The sequence below is a fragment of the Streptomyces sp. NBC_00086 genome, from assembly GCF_026343255.1.
GTDB lineage: Bacteria > Actinomycetota > Actinomycetes > Streptomycetales > Streptomycetaceae > Streptomyces.
Map to the genome: position 1 here is coordinate 2,191,979 of NZ_JAPELZ010000001.1, position 20,867 is coordinate 2,212,845.

Annotated in this window: 17 protein-coding genes; 4 read left to right on the top strand and 13 right to left on the bottom strand. The window is 72.3% G+C overall.

All coding sequences use genetic code 11. From position 1 onward, the window contains the following. Positions 1 to 125 precede the first annotated feature (125 nt). The 4 genes from infB to rimP form a co-directional block, all read right to left on the bottom strand. Entirely contained in the window at positions 126 to 3,287 is a 3,162-nt protein-coding gene (gene infB, locus OG276_RS09515; protein WP_266904027.1) for a translation initiation factor IF-2, read from the bottom strand. A 151-nt stretch (positions 3,288 to 3,438) separates the two neighbouring features. Further along, positions 3,439 to 3,726, bottom strand: a complete 288-nt coding sequence (locus tag OG276_RS09520; RefSeq protein WP_266904028.1) for a YlxR family protein — start codon at positions 3,724 to 3,726, stop codon at positions 3,439 to 3,441. 188 nt (positions 3,727 to 3,914) lie between these two features. After that, positions 3,915 to 5,015, bottom strand: a complete 1,101-nt coding sequence (gene nusA, locus OG276_RS09525; protein ID WP_266904029.1) for a transcription termination factor NusA — start codon at positions 5,013 to 5,015, stop codon at positions 3,915 to 3,917. A gap of 2 nt (positions 5,016 to 5,017) precedes the next feature. Beyond that, a complete protein-coding gene (rimP, locus tag OG276_RS09530) occupies positions 5,018 to 5,515 on the bottom strand; it encodes a ribosome maturation factor RimP (RefSeq protein ID WP_266904030.1) in 498 nt (165 codons plus the stop codon). A 154-nt stretch (positions 5,516 to 5,669) separates the two neighbouring features. On the opposite strand from rimP, the gene OG276_RS09535 reads away from it, so the two are divergent. The 4 genes from OG276_RS09535 (at position 5,670) to OG276_RS09550 (ending at position 8,722) form a co-directional block, all read left to right on the top strand. Beyond that, a complete protein-coding gene (locus tag OG276_RS09535) occupies positions 5,670 to 6,242 on the top strand; it encodes a hypothetical protein (RefSeq protein WP_266904031.1) in 573 nt (190 codons plus the stop codon). Further along, a complete protein-coding gene (locus OG276_RS09540; protein WP_266904033.1) occupies positions 6,239 to 6,694 on the top strand; it encodes a ferritin-like domain-containing protein in 456 nt (151 codons plus the stop codon). The genes OG276_RS09535 and OG276_RS09540 overlap by 4 nt, the downstream gene beginning before the upstream one ends. A gap of 109 nt (positions 6,695 to 6,803) precedes the next feature. Beyond that, positions 6,804 to 7,706 (top strand): aminoglycoside phosphotransferase family protein, encoded by a 903-nt coding sequence (locus tag OG276_RS09545; RefSeq protein ID WP_266904034.1) that lies wholly within the window; start codon positions 6,804 to 6,806, stop codon positions 7,704 to 7,706. Between the two features lie 50 nt (positions 7,707 to 7,756). After that, positions 7,757 to 8,722, top strand: coding sequence for a slipin family protein (locus OG276_RS09550; RefSeq protein ID WP_266904035.1), 966 nt, complete (start codon positions 7,757 to 7,759; stop codon positions 8,720 to 8,722). Positions 8,723 to 8,979: 257 nt separating this feature from the next. Here OG276_RS09550 and OG276_RS09555 read toward each other — a convergent pair whose 3' ends face one another. The 9 genes from OG276_RS09555 to OG276_RS09595 all read right to left on the bottom strand — a co-directional run bounded on the left by OG276_RS09555 (position 8,980) and on the right by OG276_RS09595 (position 20,782). After that, on the bottom strand, positions 8,980 to 10,683 hold the full coding sequence (locus OG276_RS09555; RefSeq protein WP_266904036.1) for a proline--tRNA ligase: 1,704 nt from the start codon (positions 10,681 to 10,683) through the stop codon (positions 8,980 to 8,982). A gap of 57 nt (positions 10,684 to 10,740) precedes the next feature. After that, positions 10,741 to 11,310 (bottom strand): N-acetyltransferase, encoded by a 570-nt coding sequence (locus tag OG276_RS09560; protein WP_266912649.1) that lies wholly within the window; start codon positions 11,308 to 11,310, stop codon positions 10,741 to 10,743. A gap of 137 nt (positions 11,311 to 11,447) precedes the next feature. Further along, the gene (locus OG276_RS09565; RefSeq protein WP_266904037.1) at positions 11,448 to 12,293 is read right to left on the bottom strand and encodes a GNAT family N-acetyltransferase; all 846 of its coding nucleotides are present in this window, start codon (positions 12,291 to 12,293) and stop codon (positions 11,448 to 11,450) included. 285 nt (positions 12,294 to 12,578) lie between these two features. Continuing rightward, a complete protein-coding gene (gene ispG / locus OG276_RS09570; protein ID WP_243337575.1) occupies positions 12,579 to 13,736 on the bottom strand; it encodes a flavodoxin-dependent (E)-4-hydroxy-3-methylbut-2-enyl-diphosphate synthase in 1,158 nt (385 codons plus the stop codon). 243 nt (positions 13,737 to 13,979) lie between these two features. After that, positions 13,980 to 15,281, bottom strand: coding sequence for an RIP metalloprotease (locus tag OG276_RS09575; RefSeq protein ID WP_266904038.1), 1,302 nt, complete (start codon positions 15,279 to 15,281; stop codon positions 13,980 to 13,982). Beyond that, the gene (gene dxr / locus OG276_RS09580) at positions 15,278 to 16,531 is read right to left on the bottom strand and encodes a 1-deoxy-D-xylulose-5-phosphate reductoisomerase (protein ID WP_266904039.1); all 1,254 of its coding nucleotides are present in this window, start codon (positions 16,529 to 16,531) and stop codon (positions 15,278 to 15,280) included. Before dxr ends, OG276_RS09575 begins: the two co-directional genes overlap by 4 nt. A 20-nt stretch (positions 16,532 to 16,551) precedes the next feature. Further along, positions 16,552 to 17,871 carry a hypothetical protein gene (locus OG276_RS09585; protein ID WP_266904040.1) on the bottom strand — a complete coding sequence of 440 codons (1,320 nt, stop codon included), beginning with the start codon at positions 17,869 to 17,871 and terminating at the stop codon, positions 16,552 to 16,554. A gap of 103 nt (positions 17,872 to 17,974) precedes the next feature. Next, positions 17,975 to 19,948, bottom strand: a complete 1,974-nt coding sequence (locus tag OG276_RS09590; protein ID WP_266904041.1) for an acyl-CoA dehydrogenase family protein — start codon at positions 19,946 to 19,948, stop codon at positions 17,975 to 17,977. A gap of 108 nt (positions 19,949 to 20,056) precedes the next feature. Further along, on the bottom strand, positions 20,057 to 20,782 hold the full coding sequence (locus OG276_RS09595; RefSeq protein WP_266904042.1) for a thioesterase II family protein: 726 nt from the start codon (positions 20,780 to 20,782) through the stop codon (positions 20,057 to 20,059). Positions 20,783 to 20,867: the final 85 nt, after the last annotated feature.

Here is a 20,867-nt window from a genome sequence, read left to right on the forward strand (position 1 = left end):
TGCCGGCCGTCGCGCGGCAGGGTCATCAGAACCGTACACGCAACGGCCGGGGCCGATCGACGGATATTCCGCCGACCGGCCCCGGTGTTACAGCTACCTACGACACGGTGCGAACCGCCTCGCGCTTACGCGCGGGGCTTCTCGCGCATCTCGTACGTCGCGATGACGTCGTCGATCTTGATGTCGTTGAAGTTGCCGAGGTTGATACCACCCTCGAACCCTTCGCGGATCTCGGTGACGTCGTCCTTGAAGCGGCGCAGACCGGAGATGGTGAGGCTCTCGGCGATGACCTTGCCATCGCGCAGGAGCCGCGCCTTGGTGTTGCGCTTGACCTCGCCGGACCGGATGAGGACACCGGCGATGTTGCCCAGCTTGGACGAGCGGAAGACCTCGCGGACCTCCGCCGTACCGAGCTCGACCTCTTCGTACTCCGGCTTGAGGAGACCCTTGAGAGCCGCCTCGATCTCCTCGATGGCCTGGTAGATCACCGAGTAGTAGCGAACGTCGACACCCTCGCGCTCCGCCATCTGCGCGGCACGGCCGGCCGCACGGACGTTGTAGCCGATGACGATGGCGTCGGAGCCCATCGCCAGGTTGATGTCGGACTCGGTGACCGCACCCACACCGCGGTGCAGGACGCGGATGTCGACCTCTTCGCCGACGTCGAGCTGGAGCAGCGAGGACTCGAGAGCCTCCACCGCACCGGACGCGTCGCCCTTGATGATGAGGTTGAGTTCCTGGACCAGACCGGCCTTGAGGACCGAGTCGAGGTCTTCCAGGGACACCCGGCGGACGCGCTTGGCGAAGTTGGCGTTGCGCTCACGCGCAGCACGCTTCTCGGCGATCTGACGGGCGGTGCGGTCCTCGTCGACGACGAGGAAGTTGTCGCCGGCGCCGGGGACGTTGGTGAGACCCAGGACCAGGACGGGGGTCGCGGGACCCGCTTCCTCGACGTTGTTGCCCTTGTCGTCGAGCATGGCGCGCACTCGGCCGTAGGCGTCGCCCACGACCATCGTGTCGCCGACGCGGAGGGTACCGCGCTGGACGAGGACGGTGGCAACGGCACCGCGGCCGCGGTCGAGGTGGGACTCGATCGCAATACCCTGAGCGTCCTGCTCCGGGTTGGCGCGCAGGTCGAGCGAGGCGTCGGCGGTGAGGACGACGGCCTCGAGCAGGGAGTCGATGTTCAGACCCTGCTTGGCGGAGATGTCGACGAACATCGTGTCGCCGCCGTACTCCTCGGCGACCAGACCGAACTCGGTGAGCTGACCGCGCACCTTGACCGGGTCGGCACCCTCGACGTCGATCTTGTTGACCGCGACGACGATCGGGACGCCGGCGGCCTGGGCGTGGTTGAGCGCCTCGATCGTCTGCGGCATCACGCCGTCGTTGGCCGCGACCACGAGGATCGCGATGTCGGTCGACTTGGCACCACGGGCACGCATGGCGGTGAACGCCTCGTGACCCGGGGTGTCGATGAAGGTGATCTTGCGCTCTTCACCGTTGACCTCGGTACCGACCTGGTACGCACCGATGTGCTGCGTGATGCCACCGGCCTCGCCCGCAACGACGTTCGTCTTGCGGATGGCGTCGAGCAGTCGGGTCTTACCGTGGTCGACGTGACCCATGACGGTCACGACCGGCGGACGCGGCATGAGGAATTCCTCGCCGCCCTCGTCCTCGCCGAACTCGATGTCGAAGCCCTCGAGGAGCTCGCGGTCCTCTTCCTCCGGGCTGACGATCTGAACGACGTAGTTCATCTCGCCGGCCAGCATTTCGAGGGTCTCGTCGGAGACGGACTGCGTGGCAGTGACCATCTCGCCGAGGTTCATCATCACGGCGACGAGCGACGCCGGGTTGGCGTTGATCTTCTCCGCGAAGTCGGTGAGGGACGCACCGCGCGACAGGCGAACGGTCTCGCCGTGACCACGCGGCAGCATGATGCCGCCGACCGACGGGGCCTGCATGGCCTCGTACTCCTGGCGACGCTGGCGCTTGGACTTGCGTCCACGACGCGCGGGACCACCGGGACGGCCGAAGGCGCCCTGCGTGCCACCACGGGCATTGGGACCACCGGGACGACCGGCGAAGCCGGGACGACCGCCGCCACCGGCACCAGCCGGACCGCCGCCGAAGCCGCCACCACCGGGACGGGGACCGCCGAAGCCGCCGCCGCCACCCGGACGCGAGCCCGGACCGGCCGGACGACCGGCGAAGCCGCCGCCCGCGGGACGACCGGCGCCACCGGCGCCACCGGGACGGGGACCGCCCGCACCGGGACCACGGCCACCGGGGCCGCCACCGGGACGGGGACCGGGACCACCGGCAGCGGGACGCTGCGGCATCATGCCCGGGTTCGGACGGTTGCCACCGGGGGCACCACCCGGACGCGGAGCGCCGCCCTGCGGGCGGGGCATGCCGCCCGGGGTCGGACGACCCGCACCGGCACCCTGCGGACGCGGAGCGCCGCCGGGGCCGCCCTGCGGACGGGGAGCGCCACCCTGGCGGTCACCGGCGCCGGGGGCACCGGGACGGGGAGCGCCGGCCGGACGGGGCGCCTGCGGGCGCGCCATGCCGGTGGAGCCACCAGAGGTGAACGGGTTGTTGCCCGGACGGGGACCGGCCGGACGGGCGCCCTGCGGACGCGGGGCCGAAGCACCGGGACCGGCGGGACGCTCGGTGCGCGCCGGAGCGGCACCGGCCGGACGCGGGGCGCCGGGACGGGCGCCGGACTGGCCACCGGCCGCCGGACGCTCGGGACGCTGCTGCGCCGGACGCGGACCGGGGGTCGCGCCGGGACCGGCGGGACGGTCGGTGCGCGCCGGAGCCGCGGCGGCCGGAGCCGCCGGGGGCGCGGAGAACTCGGTCGCCACGGGAGCCGCCGGAGCGGGCTTCGGGGCGGCCGGAGCCTTGGGGCCGGGACGCGGACCACCGGGGGCGGCGGTCGGGGTCACCGGGGCGGGGGCGCTGACGGCCGGGGCCTCGGCAACGACCGGCTTGGGGGCCGGGGCGCCGGGCTTCGGGGCAGCGGGACGTGCAACAGCACCCGGGGTGGGAACCCCGGGCTTGGCGGGGGCGGCCTTGCGGGGCTCACCCGGCTTCGCAGCGGGCTTGCCGGCGTTGCCGCCAGGGCCCTGCAAAGCATCGGTCAACTTGCGTACGACCGGCGCCTCGATAGTCGAGGACGCCGAACGGACGAACTCACCGAGTTCCTGGAGCTTGGCCATGACGACCTTGCTCTCAACTCCGAACTCCTTGGCGAGTTCGTATACCCGGACCTTAGCCACTTCGCTCCTTTTAGGTCCGGGTTACGCCGGACCGTCTCTACTTCATGCTCGTACTCATCGCGTACTCATCGAGGGGTGCTCATCGCAATCTCGACCTACTTCCAACTCGCGAGGTACCTGACCGCACGGTGATCCGTGCCGTACTACTTGCTTACGGTGTCGCCTCGGCCTCATCGGCCACGGCTACGTGCAGTTCCGCCGTGTCGAACGGTCCTGCGGACTTGAAAGCCCGGGAGAACGCCCTGCGGCGGACAGCCTGGTCGAGGCAGACCACGGCGGGGTGCACGTAGGCACCCCGGCCGGGCAGCGTACCGCGAGGATCGGAGACACATTTGTCACCGACCGCCACGATGCGCAGCAGATCGCTCTTGGCCGCTCGCTCCCGACACCCCACACAGGTGCGTTCGGGGCATGCGCGGGCTTGCGTCCGGCCAGACACGCTTAAGTCTACCTCCCCGCACCGACCTCACCCCTTCGGGCGAAAAATCGAACGGATGTTGTCGTGATCACTGGTGCCGGGTCCGGCCGCTGAAACCTCGGCGGCGGACAGCCGTGCACGTTGAGCAGGGCTCTTGTCGCCCCTGCCGTTCTTGTGTACCGCCCGGAGAGCTCCGGGCGGTAGCGGTTTTATTCCCCGCGGCGGTCGTCGCGCCGGTCGTCCCGGCGGTCGTCGCGGCGGTCGTCGCCCCGGTCACCCCGGTCGTCGCGGCGCTCGCCGCGGTCGCCCCGGTCGCGGTCGTCCCCGTCCGAGGGCTGCTCGGTGTCGGGACGGATGTCGATGCGCCAGCCGGTCAGGCGGGCGGCGAGGCGGGCGTTCTGGCCCTCCTTGCCGATGGCCAGCGACAGCTGGTAGTCGGGCACGGTCACCCGCGCGGACCGGGTGTCCCAGTCCACGACCTCGACCTTGCTCACCCGGGCGGGTGACAGGGCGTTGGCGACCATCTCCGCCGGGTCGTCCGACCAGTCGACGATGTCGATCTTCTCGCCGTGCAGCTCGGCCATCACGTTGCGCACGCGGCTGCCCATCGGGCCGATGCAGGCGCCCTTCGGGTTGAGGCCGGAGCGGTTGGCGCGGACGGCGATCTTGGTGCGGTGACCGGCCTCACGGGCGATCGCGCAGATCTCGACGCTGCCGTCGGCGATCTCCGGGACCTCGAGCGAGAACAGCTTCTTCACCAGGTTCGGGTGGGTGCGCGACAGGGTCACGGACGGACCGCGGACACCCTTCGCCACCCGCACGACGTACGACTTCAGGCGCAGTCCGTGCGTGTACTCCTCGCCGGGGACCTGCTCCTGCACCGGCAGCATGGCCTCCATCTTGCCGATGTCGACGAGGACGTTCTTCGGGTCCTTGCCCTGCTGCACCACGCCGGTGATGACATCACCCTCGCGGCCCAGGAACTCGCCGAAGGTCAGGTCGTCCTCGGCGTCGCGCAGACGCTGGAGGATCACCTGCTTGGCGGTCGTCGCGGCGATGCGGCCGAAGTCCGACGGGGTGTCGTCGAACTCCTTGGCCTCCTGGCCCTCTTCCAGGTCCCTCGGGTCCTCGGTCGCCCACACGATCACGTGACCGTTGGTGCGGTCGAGCACGACGCGTGCGCGCCGGAAGCTTCCCTCGGTGCGGTGGTACGCGATGAGGAGGGCCGACTCGATCGCTTCGACGAGCAGGTCGAAGGAAATCTCCTTCTCCCGGACCAGACCCCGTAGGGCACTCATGTCGATGTCCACGACTACGCCTCCTCTTCCTTCTTGTCCTTGCGGTTGAACTCGATCTCGACACGCGCCTTGGCGATGTCGGTGAACACGATGCGGCGGGCGGTCGCCTTGCGGCCCTTCACGCCCGGGACTTCGAGGTCCATGCCCTCGTCGTCGACGTCGAGGATGCGGGCGATCACTTCCCCGCCGTCCGACGTCTGGAACTTCACGAGCCGGCCGATCGCCCGGATGTAGTGACGGTGCTCGGTCAGCGGGCGGTCGGCGCCCGGCGAGCTCACTTCGAGGACGTACTCGTCCTCGCCCATCGCGTCGGTCTCGTCCAGCAGGTCCGAGACCTCGCGGCTCAGCTCGGCGCACGCGTCCAGCTCCACGCCTTCGTCGGAGTCCACGATGATGCGCAGCATCCGGCGCTTGCCCGCCTTGGACGTCTCGATCTCTTCGAGGTCCAGGCCCTTGGCGGCGACGAGCGGCTCCAGCAATGCGCGCAGCCTGTCGCTCTGGGTGGTGCTCATCCGGGTGACTCCTCGGCCGCGTGTGCTGTTGTGATTTCCGTCGTGCGTCAGGTCAAAGGGTATCCGGTCGCGGAGGGTGTTGCCGTCCGCGCTGTGGACGGGGCCCCGGGTACCGTGATCACGCCCTGCCGGCCATCACCCTTAGGACGTCTCCGTGCCCGTGATCCTGCCGTCGCGAAGAGGCCTGCTCGCCGGTGCCGCGGGCATCGCCGGAGCCGCGCTGCTCAGCGGTTGCTCCGATGGCGGGCCGCCCGCCGCGACCCCCGAGGTTCCACTCGAACGGCGGATGCGCGAGACGGCCGTTCGTGAGAGCGAGCGACTGCTGGAACGTTACGACGCGACGACCGCGGCGCATCCGGCCCTCGCGCAGCGCCTCGCACCGCTGCGCGCCTCGGTCGCGGCGCACGCGGCGGCCCTCGCCGACGACGGGTCCCCGGCGGCCTCGCCGCCCTCCCGCTCCGCGAGCCCCTCCGCGGCCTCCTCCCCCTCCTCCGTCCCGTCCGGCGCCGCGGCCGCCGCGCCGCCCCCTCCCGGCGCCGTGCCCGTCCCCCCGGCGCCCGCCGACGCGCTGACCGCCCTCGCGGGCGCCGAGCGGAGCCTGGCCGAGGCCCGGACGATCTCCCTGGCCGGCGCCCCCGGAGAGCTGGCCCGGATGCTCGCCTCGGTGGCGGCGTGCGGCCACGTGCACGCGTACCTGCTGACCTCGAACCCGGGAGCCTCCTCGTGACCTCCACCCCCTCCCCCGCCGGCCGGGTCCTGGAGGCCGCGCAGGCCGCGCTCGCCGCCGAGCACGCGGCCGCGTACGGCTACGGCGTCATCGGGGCCCGGACCTCGGCCGCCCGCTCCGCAGAGGCCCGTGAGGCGTACGGAGGCCACCTCGCGCGCCGCGACGCGCTCGCCCGTACCGTGCGTGAGCTGGGCGGTTCCCCCCGCCCGTCGGAGGCCGCGTACACCCTGCCGTTCACCGTCCGCACGCCCGCCGACGCCGAGCGGCTGGCCGCCGGGATCGAGGACCGGGTGGCGGGCGCGTACTCCGATCTGGTGCGCGCAGCCGAGGGCCGGTTGCGCCGCGAGGCGGCTGACGCGCTCACCGCCGCGGCCGTGCGCGCGGCACGCTGGCGTGGTGTCGGCGTAGCCTTCCCTGGGCTCACGGAACGCGCGGACACACCGCCGGCCTAGGTCGTCTCTTGGGGATCTTGCCGGTCAGGCCCGCAGGATCCGAGAGGGACGGCCTGACGCGCAACCATGCGCGACGAGCCCGGGCACAGCTGAAAGGGACCACGCACGCATGGCTTTCGAACCGCCGCAGCGGCTCCTACGGGCGCTCGGCGAGCTGCCGGAATCGGCGCACGTCTCGGACTGGCTGGGGCAGCTGCCCCGGCTGGCGGAGGGGGCGCTGGCCCGGCGCGGGGTGCACGCCCAGCGGGTGCAGGCCCCCGGCGGCCGCAGCAGCCTGGTCGTCCTCGTCCACTACGCCGACGGAACCCCGGCCGCGCTGAAGCTGGCCCCGCCGGGGCTCCGGCCCGACCGTGAGCTGGCCGCGCTGGCGCACTGGGGCGGCTTCGGGGCGGTACGGGTCCTCGACACCCGCCATCACGAGGAGGACGGGGCGCTGCTGCTGGAGCGGCTGCACCCGGAGGTCTCGCTGCGCTCGCTGCCGGAGGCGAAGGCGCTGCTGGAGGCCTGCGGCACGCTGCGCAGACTGTGGGTGGCCCCGGCGCAGGGGCACGGCTGGGAGACCGTCGCCGAGCGGACCGCCGAGCAGGCCGAGGAGCTCCGCAAGGCTCCCCCGGAGGCGGCGGAGCTGGCCTCGGCGGCGCTGGCGGCCCGCGAGGAGCTGACGGCGGCGCCGGCCGAGGAACTGCTGCTGCACGGAGCCTTCCGGCAGGGCAAGGTCCTCTCCGGTGAGCGGGCTCCGTGGCTGGCGGTGGGCCCGGACCCGATGGTCGGCGAGCGGGCCTACGACCTGGCGCGGCTGGTACGGGACCGGCTGGAGGACCAGATGGCCTCCTCGGCGGGGGCCGCGGGCGCCCGGCGACGGGTGAACAAGCTGGCCGACGCCCTGGAGGTGGACCGGGACCGGCTGCGGGGCTGGACGCTGTTCCGGGCCGTCGAATCGGGCAACCGGGCACTGGCCGCCGGCCGGCGGCGGGACGCGGAGCTGCTGCTGGAGTTCGCGGGCTGGTTGTAGGGCATAACCCCTGTGGGGAGAGTGCTGCCCGGCAGGAGCAGGAGGCCGTCATGGTCGAGGAACTGCTGACAGCCGGCGCCGTCGCGGGCGTCGGGATCGTGGCCTACCTGGGCGCCGCCTCCCGGGTGGTGAAGCAGTACGAGCGGGGCGTGGTCTTCCGCCTCGGCCGGCTGCGCGACGGCGTCCGGGGCCCGGGCTTCACCTTCGTGGTCCCGGGCTTCGACCGGCTGCGCAAGGTCAACATGCAGATCGTGACGATGCCGGTGCCCGCCCAGGAGGGCATCACCCGGGACAACGTCACGGTGCGGGTGGACGCGGTCGTGTACTTCAAGGTGGTGGACGCGGCCAGCGCGATCATCGAGGTCGAGGACTACCGCTTCGCCGTCTCGCAGATGGCGCAGACCTCGCTGCGGTCGATCATCGGCAAGTCCGACCTGGACGATCTGCTGTCCAACCGGGAGCAGCTCAACCAGGGCCTGGAGCTGATGATCGACAGTCCGGCGGTGGGCTGGGGCGTCCAGATCGACCGGGTGGAGATCAAGGACGTGTCCTTGCCCGAGACGATGAAGCGGTCGATGGCGCGGCAGGCGGAGGCCGACCGGGAGCGGCGGGCGCGGATCATCAACGCGGACGCGGAGCTCCAGGCCTCGAAGAAGCTGGCGGAGGCGGCGGAGGTCATGTCGGAGCAGCCGGCGGCGCTTCAGCTGCGCCTGCTCCAGACGGTCGTCGCCGTCGCCGCGGAGAAGAACTCCACCCTCGTCCTCCCGTTCCCGGTGGAACTCCTCCGCTTCCTGGAACGCGCTGCCCCTGCGCCCACGGCGCCGCCGCCTGCGGCTCCTCCGCCCCCGGCTACCGCGGCCCCCGCTCCGGCGCCGCCGCCCCCGGGCATCGCGGGCCCCGCTCCGGCGGTGGCGCCTGCGGACACCGATGCGGGGCTCGGCCCCGGGGCGGTCGCGGAGCCCTGCCTGGACGGGTCCCCGCCGCCGCCCCCGGCGGAGCCGGACGTGCGCGGGTAGGCGCTGCGCGGAGCCGTCCCCCACCCGCCCTTCCACCGTTCCCGGGGGCCAGCCCCCGGACCCCCGCTCCTCAAACGCCGGAGGGCTGAATGCTCGCCGGCGCGAACTGGATTCGGCCGGTGCGGGCTGGATGGCGCGGAGCGCCATCTCAGCCTCGCCGGCGTTTGAGGCGCGGGGTCTGGGGCGGAGCCCCAGGGGGTCCGGGCAACGCCCGGGGAACGGGCGAAGGGCGGGTAGGGGAACTCCGCCCCGCAGGGCTACGCGGGCGCGGTCAGGCGGGACAGGGCCTCCGTCAGGGGGAGTTCCTCGCGGGCGCCGGAGCGGCGGTCCTGGAGTTCCACCACGCCGTCCGCGGAGCGGCGGCCCGCGACCAGGATCCACGGGACCCCGATCAGCTCCGCGTCGGTGAGCTTCACCCCGGGTGACAGGCCCGGCCGGTCGTCCAAGAGGATCCGCAGACCTGCCCCGGCCAGGGACTGCGCCGCAGACTCCGCGAGGGCGAGCGGCACCGCCTTGCCCGCCGCCACGACGTGGACGTCCGCCGGGGCCACCGCCGCCGGCCAGCACAGACCCCGCTCGTCCGCCGTCTGCTCGGCCAGCGCCGCCACCGCACGGGAGACGCCGATCCCGTACGAGCCCATCGTGACCCGGACCGGCTTGCCCTCCTTGCCGAGGACGTCGAGCCCGAAGGCGTCCGCGTACTTCCGGCCGAGCTGGAAGATGTGCCCGATCTCGATCGCCCGGTCCAGGCGGAGCCCGGCCCCGCAGGCGGGGCAGGGGTCCCCCTCCTCGACGACGACCACGTCCAGGTACTGGTCCACCTCGAAGTCCCGCCCGCAGACCACGTTCCGGGCGTGCGTGTCGGCCTTGTTGGCCCCCGTCACCCAGCAGGTGCCCGGCGCGATGCGGGGGTCGGCGAGGTAGCGGACCTTCTCCAGGCCCTGCGGGCCCACGTAGCCGCGTACGAGATCGGGCCGGCCGGTGAAGTCCTCCGCCGTCACCAGCTCCACGACCGCCGGGGCCAGGTGCTCGCCGAGCTTGCCGAGGTCGACCTCGCGGTCGCCCGGTACGCCGACGGCGGTGATCTCTCCGTCGACCTTGACCAGGAGGTTCTTCAGCGTCGCGGAGGCGGGGACGCCCAGGTGCGCCGCCAGGGTCTCGATGGTGGGGGTGTCGGGGGTCGGGATCTCCTCCAGCGGGCCGTGCTCCCCCTCGGCCGGGGCCAAGGCGAAGGTCACGGCCTCCGTGTTGGCCGCGTAGCCGCAGGAGGGGCAGTCCGCGAAGGTGTCCTCGCCTGCCGGGGCCGGGGCCAGGAACTCCTCCGACGCCGAGCCGCCCATCGCGCCCGAGACCGCCGACACCACCCGGTGGTCGAGGCCCAGGCGCTCGAAGATGCGTACGTAGGCCTCGCGGTGGAGCCGGTAGGACTCCGCCAGGCCCTCGTCGGACACGTCGAAGGAGTACGAGTCCTTCATCTGGAACTCGCGGCCGCGCAGGACGCCCGAGCGGGGCCGCGCCTCGTCCCGGTACTTGGTCTGGATCTGGTACAGCATGACCGGCAGGTCCTTGTAGGACGTGCACTGGTCCTTGACCACGAGGGTGAAGATCTCCTCGTGGGTGGGGCCGAGCAGGTAGTCCGCGCCCTTGCGGTCCTTGAGCCGGAAGAGCAGGTCACCGTACTCCGACCAGCGCCCGCTGACCTCGTACGGCTCCTTCGGCAGCAGCGCAGGGAGCAGTACTTCCTGCGCCCCGATCCCGTCCATCTCCTCGCGGACGATGCGCGAGACGTTGTCCAGGACCCGCTTGCCGAGCGGCAGCCAGCTCCAGACCCCGGCGGAGCTGCGCCGGACGTAGCCGGCCCGGACCAGCAGGCGGTGGCTGAGGGTTTCCGCGTCGGCGGGGTCCTCGCGGAGGGTCTTGGCCATGAGGCGGGACATGCGCTGCACGTGTTGCGTTGACATGACGGGAGGCTATCGGGGGCGCGGAGCCGCGCGGAAACGCTTTCCGGGCCTACGGGGTCAGGGTCTGCGCAGCGGCAGCGGGGCGCCCATGACGGCGTACGGGAGGCTCGCGCTCGGGAAGAGGACCTGGCGGGCGAGGTCCGTGTAGCCGAGGGAGTGGTAGAGGCCGCGGGCGGGGCTGTCGATGTCGATCGCGGAGAGGATCGAGCGCTCCTCGGCGGCGGTGTCGGTGATCCGGGTGATGAGGGCGCGGCCGACGCCCTTGCCCTGGAACCCGGGGTGCACGTGGAGTTCGGTGATCACGAAGGAGCCGTCGAGCCAGCCCTCGTGGCCGCCGGTCCGCAGGTAGGGCTCGACGATTCCGGACCACCAGTGCGTGCGGTCGTTGGGCATGCCGTAGACGAACCCGGCGAGCTCGCCGTCCTCGGTGAAGGCGCCGAGCGCGCGGGCGCCCCGGCAGGTCATGTGGCGCTGGACGATGTAGCGCCGGATGCCCACCTCCTCCTCGCTGAGCCCGAAGGCCATGGCCTGCACGCTCAGGGCCTCGTCGACCCGGGCGGCGAGGTCGAGGGGCCCGATGCGCAGTCCGGCGGGCCGGCCGGGGTCGTCTCCCGCGGGGGTTGGCATCATGCGGCGACCTTACTGGCCGACCGCGGAGTCGAACAGGAAGATCGGAACAGGACTCTCGCATCGGCGCGCCCGGAGCGGAGGGACGGCTGTGCGGAGGAGCGGCGGTGCGGCTGTACTGCCGAGCGGCGGTCCGCTCAGAACAGCACGCTCATGAACGCGCCGACCTCGCGGAAGCCGACCCGGTGGTAGGAGGCGCGCGCGGCGGTGTTGAAGTCGTTGACGTAGAGGCTGACCACGGGGGCCACGTCCCGCAGGGCGTACGCGACGACGGCGGCCATCCCGGTTTCGGAGTGCCCGCGGCCGCGGAACTCGGGGGCCACCCAGACGCCCTGGATCTGGCAGGCGCGGGAGGTCGCGGCGCCGATCTCGGCCTTGAAGACGACCTTGCCGTCCTGGACGCGGGCGAAGGAACGGCCGCCGGCGACCAGCTCGGCCACCCGGGCCTGGTAGAGCAGGCCGCCGTCGCCGGTCATCGGGGAGATCCCGACCTCCTCGGTGAACATGGCCACGCAGGCGGGCATGATCAGGTCCATCTCGTCCTTGCGGATCCGGCGGACCCGGGGGTCGGCGGTCACCGCGGTGGACGGCTGCTCCATGACCATCAGGGGCTGGCAGGAGCGGACGTCGCGGGCCGGGCCCCAGCTCGGCTCCAGGAGCTGCCAGAGCAGCCCGGTGGCCTCGGCGGGGCCGACGATGGAGGAGCAGCGGCGTCCGGTGCGGCGGGCGCGGTCGGCGAAGGCCCGTACCGCGTCGGGTTCGGCGCAGACGGGCACCAGGTTGGCGCCGGCGTAGCAGAGCGAGCGGAGCTCTCCGTCGGCGTACCAGCCCCACATCTCGCCGCCCAGGCGCCACGGGTCGAGCCCGGCGATCTGGACCCGGGAGGTGACGAAGGCGTTCTGGACCGGCTCGCGGCCGAGGATGTCGAGCGCGGCCTCAAGGTCACGGGGCTCAAGGACCCGGGTGGTGGTCTGCGTCAACACTGGGGCCTCACCATGCAAGTCTGCTGATCTCCGCACTGTACCCGGACCGGCTCCGAGATGCCCCCGAGGCCCCCCGAGGCCCCTTGGAGGCCTCCCTGGCCGGTTCCGCCCGGTGGCGGGCCCGCGAGGGGCCCGCTCGCCGAGGACGCACAGGCCCACGGGCGCACGTACGGGGGCCGCGCGCCGAGGGCTCGACATGCCGACGGGCCCGCAACCGCACCTGCGGTTCGGGCCCGTCGTCGTTCGTCCAGCGGAGCTGCGCGCTTCCCTGCGGGGAGCTGTGGCCTAGACGCCGATGGCGACCGTCGGCTCGCCCGACATCACGCCGTCCTTCTCCATCTGCTCGGCGATCTTCATCGCCTCTTCGATGAGGGTCTCGACGATCTTCGACTCGGGGACGGTCTTGATGACCTCGCCCTTGACGAAGATCTGGCCCTTGCCGTTGCCGGAGGCGACGCCCAGGTCGGCCTCACGGGCCTCGCCGGGGCCGTTGACGACGCAGCCCATGACCGCGACGCGCAGCGGGACCTCCATGCCCTCCAGGCCCGCCGTGACCTCCTCGGCCAGCTTGTAGACGTCCACCTGAGCGCGCCCGCAGGACGGGCAGGAGACGATCTCCAGGCGGCGCGGCTTGAGGTTCAGCGACTCCAGGATCTGGATGCCGACCTTGATCTCCTCCACCGGCGGGGCCGACAGCGAGACGCGGATCGTGTCGCCGATGCCCTCGGAGAGCAGCGCGCCGAAGGCGACGGCGGACTTGATCGTGCCCTGGAACGCCGGACCGGCCTCGGTGACGCCGAGGTGCAGCGGGTAGGTGCACTGGGCGGCCAGCTGGCGGTAGGCGTTGACCATGACCACCGGGTCGTTGTGCTTGACCGAGATCTTGATGTCGCTGAAGCCGTGCTCCTCGAAGAGGGAGGCTTCCCAGAGCGCGGACTCGACCAGCGCCTCGGGCGTGGCCTTGCCGTACTTCTTCAGCAGTCGTGCGTCGAGCGAGCCGGCGTTGACGCCGATCCGGATCGGGGTACCGGCGTCCTTGGCGGCGCGCGCGATCTCCTTGACCTTGTCGTCGAACTGCTTGATGTTGCCGGGGTTCACGCGGACGGCGGCGCAGCCGGCGTCGATCGCGGCGAACACGTACTTCGGCTGGAAGTGGATGTCGGCGATGACCGGGATGTTCGACTTCTTCGCGATCACGGCGAGCGCGTCGGCGTCGTCCTGCGTCGGGCAGGCCACGCGGACGATGTCACAGCCGGAAGCGGTCAGCTCCGCGATCTGCTGGAGCGTGGCCCCGATGTCGGAGGTCCTGGTGGTCGTCATCGACTGCACGGAGATTTGTGCGTCGCCGCCGACGGCCACCGAGCCGACCTGGATCTTGCGGCTGACCCTGCGGTCGGCGAGCTTCGTCGGCACGGCCGGCATTCCGAGAGAGATGGCAGTCATCTGCTGTGCAACCCCAAGGTGTGGATATAGGTGCCGGGGATCGGCGGGCTCCAACGTCCGAGATTACGCCAACCGGCACGCCACCCGCGCATCGCCGGTGGTGCGCCACCCGAACGTAGGGAGCCGGGCACGATGAGTGCCCGGCTCCCGCGCGGATGATGTACGAGGCGCCGTGAGATCCCGCGCCGGTCGTTCGGCCGGGTGAGGTCCGGACGTTCGGTCAGGTGATCCGGGCGTTCGCGGTCAGGTGATCCTGATGGGGTTCACCACGTCCGCGGCCAGCACCAGCAGCGTGAAGCAGACGAAGACGGCGGCCACCACGTACGCGGCGGGCATCAGCCTGGCCACGTCGAAGGGGCCCGGGTCCGCGCGCCGGAAGACCCGCGCGAAGGCGCGCCGCACCGATTCCCACAGGGCGCCGGCGATGTGCCCGCCGTCCAGGGGCAGCAGGGGCAGCATGTTGAAGAGGAAGAGGGAGAGGTTGAAGTAGCCGAGGACGCCCAGCAGGAACGACGCCCGCTCCTCCTTCGGGATGTCCAGGGTCGCGATGTCGGCGCTGATCCGCGCCGCGCCGAGGAGGCCCATCGGGGAGTCGGCCTCCCGCTCGCCGCCGTTGAAGACGGCGTTCCACAGTCCCGGGATCTTGCCCGGGAGGTTGGCCAGGCCCTGCACGCTGGCCTCGACGACCTCCACGACGTGCTCCGCGGACTGGGTGAAGGTGAGCGGCGCGATCACGGACCTCGCGCTGACACCGAGGTACCCGGCCGACACGAACTCGCCCTTGACGAAGCCGCCGCGGCCGTCCGTCTTGCCGACGCGGTTCTCCACGAGGTTCGGGTGGACGTCGATCCTCTGCCCGTCGCGCAGGACGGTGAGGGTGGCGGGTCCGATGGTCTTGCGGATGTGCTCCTGGAGGGCGCCCCAGTCATCGACCGGCTTGCCGTCGAAGGCCACGATCTTGTCGCCGACGTGCAGGCCCGCGGCCTTGCCCGGGGCCACCGGGTCGCCGTCCTCGCAGACCGTGCGCTTGTCGCTCTGCTTGAGGACGCAGTCGGCGACGGTCTGGACCTGGGTGGTCGTCTGCTGCACCCCGAAGGTCATCCACACGCCGAAGAAGATCGCCATGGCCAGGACCAGGTTCATGAACGGTCCGGCGAACATCACGATCACGCGCTTCCAGGGCTTGCGCGTGTAGAAGAGCCGCGACTCGTCGCCCGGCTCCAGTTCCTCGTACGCCGCCGAGCGCGCGTCCTCGATCATCGAGCGGAACGGCGACGTGGAGCGGGCGGTGACCTTGCCGTCCTCGCCGGGCGGGAACATCCCGATCATGCGGATGTAGCCGCCCATCGGGATGGCCTTGAGCCCGTACTCGGTGTCGCCCTTCTTGCGCGACCAGATGGTCCGGCCGAAGCCGACCATGTACTGGGGCACGCGGATGCCGAAGAGCTTGGCCGTCGAGAGGTGCCCGAGCTCGTGCCAGGCGATGGAGAAGAGCAGCCCGACCACGAAGACGAGCATGCCGATCAGGCTGAGCAAGATGGTCATGCGCGCGCCTCCATTGCGGCCCGAGCCGCCATCTCCTGTGCCCGGGCCCGGGCCCAGGTCTCCGCTTCAAGGACGTCCCGGACCGTGAGGGAAGTTCCCCGGGCGGGCGTTCCGTGCTCATCGACCACGGCAGAGACCGTATCCATGATTGCTGTGAACGGGAGCCGACCGGCCAGAAAGGCCCCTACGCACTCCTCGTTCGCCGCATTGAACACTGCGGGCGCGGTACCGCCCAGGGCGCCGACGTGCCGGGCCAGGCCCACCGCCGGGAAGGCCTCGGTGTCCAGCGGGAAGAACTCCCAGGTGGACGCCTTGGTCCAGTCGAAGGCGGTGGAAGCGTCCGGGACCCGCTGGGGCCAGCCGAGACCGATCGCGATCGGGCCGCGCATGTCCGGCGGGGTGGCCTGGGCCAGCGTGGAGCCGTCCGTGAACTCCACCATGGAGTGCACGTACGACTGCGGGTGGACCACGACCTCGATCCGCTCGAAGGGGATGTCGTAGAGCAGGTGCGCCTCGATGACCTCCAGCCCCTTGTTGACCAGGGTCGCCGAGTTCACGGTGATCACCGGGCCCATCGCCCAGGTCGGGTGGGCCAGCGCGTCCTGCACCGTGACCGAGGCCAGCTCGGCGCGGGTGCGGCCGCGGAAGGGCCCGCCGGAGGCGGTCACCACGAGCTTGCGCACCTCGGCGCGGGTGCCGGCGGCGAGGGCCTGGAAGAGCGCCGCGTGCTCGGAGTCGACCGGGATGATCTGACCGGGCTTCGCCAGGGCCTTCACCAGCGGGCCGCCGACGATCAGCGACTCCTTGTTGGCGAGGGCCAGCGTCCGCCCGGCCTTCAGCGCGGCGAGGGTGGGCGCGAGCCCGATGGAACCGGTGATGCCGTTGAGCACGGTGTGGCACTCGGAGGCGGCGAGCTCGGTCGCCGCGTCCGGTCCGGCCAGGATCTCGGGCAGCGGCTCGCCGGCGCCGTACTCGGCGTCCAGCGCCTCCTTGAGGGCCGGTACGACGTCTTCGCGCGCGACGGCCACGGTCTTCACGCGCAGCAGCCGGGCCTGCTCGGCCAGCAGCGCGACCCGGCCGCCGGCGGCGGACAGGGCCGTGACCCGGAACCGGTCCGGGTTGCGCAGGGCCAGGTCGATGGCCTGGGTCCCGATGGACCCGGTGGAGCCGAGGATGACGATGTCCCGACGGCCGGCCGCGGGGTCGAAGAGGAGGTGCGGATCGGCGAGGGGGGATGGGCGGTCGCTCATGGACCCATTGTTGCCGCAACTCAGGGGCGGCCGGACACGGAGCCCCCTTCCGTGACCCGAAGGAGAAGGTGCGGGAGCGTACCGGCGAAGTCCGGGAGGGTACTGGCCACCCGCCACCAGGCGTCCGGATCGGAGCCGAGGGCCAGCGCGAACAGCCGGTCGGCCTCGGCCCGCGCCGCGAGCACCGGGGCGGGCGGCTCGTGTCGGTCGGGGTGGTCCACCTCGCCCAGCCAGTGGTCCTCGTCCAGGGCCCAGCAGGCGGGCGCCTTGTGCCGGATCACGTCCTCGCCGGTGAGCAGCCCCCGGGCGAGGCAGTCGCGCACCCACCGGATGTCCTCCTGCACGGACTCCATGGGCACCGCGAGGCTCGCCAGGGCCAGTTCGCGGTCCACGCCCGCGACGGGCTCGGCCGGCCGGGGCGCCACGGAGCGCACCGCCTCGGCGAGCCCGGGGACGGGCGGCCCTTCGGCGGGCTCCTGCAGGGTGCCGCGCACGATCCGGGCCACCAGGACCGGCAGGGTGCCCGGGAAGGCGGGGGCGTGGCGCAGCAGCTCCGCCCAGAGCCGGGGGTCGTCGCGCAGGGGGCGCAGCGCGCGGGCGACGGCGGTGCGCATCCCCGTCCGCTCGGGCAGGCTCCAGCGCAGGCCGCGGGCCCCGGTCAGGCCGGTGAGCAGCAGGGTGCGGTGAGCGGGGGTCACGTGGGCGACGAGCTCCTCGTGCGTGACCCGGCCCATGCGCACGGCGCGGACGGCGGGCCGGTGCCAGGAGCGCTCGTCCGCCGCCGCGGTGGCGAGCAGCCCGTGGACGGTCTCCCGGGGCAGGTCCCCGACGAGGAGCAGGGCTTCGACGGAGCCGGCCGGGAGGGGGCTGCGGAGGTGTTCGGCGAGCAGCGGCTCCGGGTCCGCGTTGTGGCCGAGCGCCAGGATGTCCAGCGGGACCCGCGGCCCGCGCCGGCCGTGCCGGCGCAGCAGGCCGATGAGCTCGGCCGCGGTGAGCGGCCCCTCGCCGGGGTCCCGGCCGAGCTCGGCGCGGAGCACCGGCAGGAGTTCCTGCGGGGTCCGGCGGCGGGCGTACCGGGCGGGTCCGGGCAGGCCGGGCAGCGGCCGGCCCACGACGCGGGGGTTGCGGGCGACGTAGGTCCGGTCGGCCGTGCCTCCGTGGCGGAGCAGCAGGGTGACGGTCGAGGCCGCCAGCCATTCGTCCCGGCACAGGTACTTGAAGGCGGGCTCGTCGAGCCGGCCGATCATGTCGGTGACGACGTGGTCCGGTGCGTGGCGCAGCAGGTGCGCCACGCACCAGGCCAGCCGTCGGCTGGTGCGGTCTTCCTCGGCCGTCGGCATCGTTCTCGTCCGCCTCGCGCTGTGCTCGTACGGGTACCAGTACCCGTACCGGTACCCCTACTCATCCTCGTACATCTGTCCGATGTGCGGCGATGATTTCAGGTCAGCGCAGCGGACGGTGGACGTTTTCGCGGGTGGAGGGGCCGGGAGCGGCGTCGGCGATCCACGGGCCGTCGCCCGAGGGGTCCAAAACGCCCTCCTCCAGCCAGGTGTAGGTGCCGTTCAGGACCCCGGCCACCACCTTGCGGTCCAGGTCGTCGGTGTTGTCCCAGAGCCGCCCGAAGAGCTCCTCCACGCGGAGCCGGGACTGCCGGCAGAAGGCGTCGGCCAGCTGGTAGGCCTCGCGGCCGTGCTCGCCGGAGGCCCGCAGGTGCTCGGCGCGCACGCAGGCGGCGCTCATCGCGAAGAGCTCGGCGCCGATGTCGACGATCCGGCCTAGGAAGCCCTGCTTGGTCTCCATCCGGCCCTGCCAGCGGGCCATGGCCATGAACGTCATGCGCGCGAGTTTGCGCGCCCCTCGTTCCACGTAGCGCAGATGGGTGGCGAGGTCGGGGTGACCGCTCGGGTGGAAGGCGCGGTAGGTGCCGGGGACCTGGCCGGGCCCGGTGGCCAGCTTGGGGAGCCAGCGCGCGTAGAACCCGGCGGCGCGGGCTCCCGCCTTCGCCTTGTCGCCCAGCGCCTTCTCCGGGTCGATCAGGTCGCCGGCCACCGACAGGTGGGCGTCCACGGCCTCGCGGGCGATCAGCAGGTGCATGATCTCGGTGGATCCCTCGAAGATCCGGTTGATGCGCAGGTCGCGGAGCATCTGCTCGGCGGGCACGGCCCGCTCGCCGCGGGCGGCGAGGGACTCGGCGGTCTCGAACCCGCGCCCGCCTCGGATCTGGACCAGCTCGTCGGCCATCAGGCAGGCCATCTCGGAGCCGTAGAGCTTGGCGAGGGCGGCCTCGATGCGGATGTCGTTGCGGTCCTCGTCGGCCATCTGGGAGGCCAGGTCGACCACGGCCTCCAGGGCGAAGGTGGTGGCCGCGATGAAGGAGATCTTGGCGCCGACGGCCTCGTGCAGGCCGACGGGCCGGCCCCACTGCTCGCGTACGCCGGACCATTCGCGGGCGATCTTCAGGCACCACTTCCCCGCGCCCACGCACATGGCGGGCAGCGACAGCCGGCCGGTGTTCAGCGTGGTCAGCGCGATCTTCAGCCCGGCGCCCTCGGCGCCGATGCGCTGGGCCGCGGGGACCCTGACCCGGTGGAAGCGGGTGACGCCGTTCTCCAGGCCGCGCAGGCCCATGAAGGCGTTGCGGTGCTCGACGGTGATGCCGGGCGAGTCGGCCTCGACGACGAAGGCGGTGATCCCGCCGCGGTGGTTCTCGCTCTTGGGAACCCGGGCCATGACGACGAGCAGGTCGGCGACGACCCCGTTGGTGGTCCAGAGCTTCACGCCGTCCAGGACGTACGCGTCCTCCCCGTCCGGGACCGCCGTGGTGGCCAGGCGGGCCGGGTCGGAGCCGACGTCCGGCTCGGTGAGGAGGAAGGCGCTGATGGCGGTGGTCGCGCAGCGCGGCAGGTAGGCGTCCTTCTGCTCCTGCGTGCCGAACATCTTCAGCGGCTGGGGCACGCCGATCGACTGGTGGGCGGAGAGCAGGGCGCCGATGGCCGGGCTGACGGAGCCGACGAGGGCGAGCGCCTTGTTGTAGTACACCTGGGTGAGGCCGAGGCCCCCGTACTTCGGGTCGATCTTCATGCCGAGCGCGCCGAGCTCCTTCAGCCCCCGCACGGTCTCGTCGGGGATCTTCGCCTCGCGCTCGATGCGCGCGCCGTCGATCTCGGTCTCGCAGAACTCCCGCAGCCGGGCCAGGAAGGCCTCGCCGCGCCGGACGTCCTCCTCGGCGGGGAGCGGGTGGGGGTGGATCAGGTCGAGCCGGAACCGTCCGAGGAACAGTTCCTTGGCGAAGCTCGGCCGCTGCCAGTTCTGTTCCCGGGCCGCTTCCGCGACCTGCCGTGCCTCGTGCTCGGTCACCTTGGGCCGTACGGGCTGTGCGGGCTGGGTGTCGCTGTCGCCGGGCTGTGTTGCGGACATGAGGGGGCTCACCTCGCCGCCGAGAGTGGGGGTGCTTACCGGTGGGTGCTACCAGTGAGTCGTACCCGTTTCGGGCGGCGGGGAAGCGGGGGTGAAAGAGGGACGGCCTCAGACGCCGTGACGTTCCACGGCCAGCCGGGCGACGCGCGCCGCGTGGGGGACGAGGTAGAAGTGGTCGCCGTCGAAGACGTGGGACGTGAAAGCGCCGGCGGTGACCGCGGACCACTTCTGCGCGGCCAGGGGGGTGACGCGGGGGTCGCGGTCCCCCGTGAGGGCCATGACGTCCGCGCGCAGCGGCGGAGCGTCCTCGCGGCGGCGGTAGGTGTCGATCAGGTGGAAGTCGTTGCGCACGATCGGCAGGAAGAGCTCGCGCAGGTCCGGGTCGTTCCAGACCGCCGCGTGGGGACCGCCCAGCGAGGTGACGGCCGCGATCAGATCCTCGTCGGTGCGCGGACGGACCACGCCGGCGGGCGCGGAGAGCCCGCGGCCCGAGACGCACAGGCGCGTGACGTGGTCCGCGCCCGCGGCTTCGAGGCGCAGGAGGCTCTCGTACGCCACAGCCGCGCCCATGCTGTGTCCGAGGAGCACCGTGGGCACGGGAGCCTCGGCCAGGAGTTCCCCGGCGATCTGCGGCGACAGGGCGTCCATCGCCGGGATCAGCGGTTCGCCGATGCGGCTTTCGCGTCCCGGGTAGCGCACTGCCACGACTTCGACCGAAGGATCCAGGTGCCGGGGCCAGTCGCGGAAGAAGCCCGCGCCGCCTCCGGCGTGCGGGAAGCACACCAGGCGCAGCGCGGGGTCTGCGACGGGACGGTGGCGGACCAGGTAGGACACGTGCGACTCGATTCGTCGGCCGGAGATCGTCGGCCCGGCGCGTGGGGCCGCGCACCCGGGCGCCCACGACCCTGCCACACCGCGG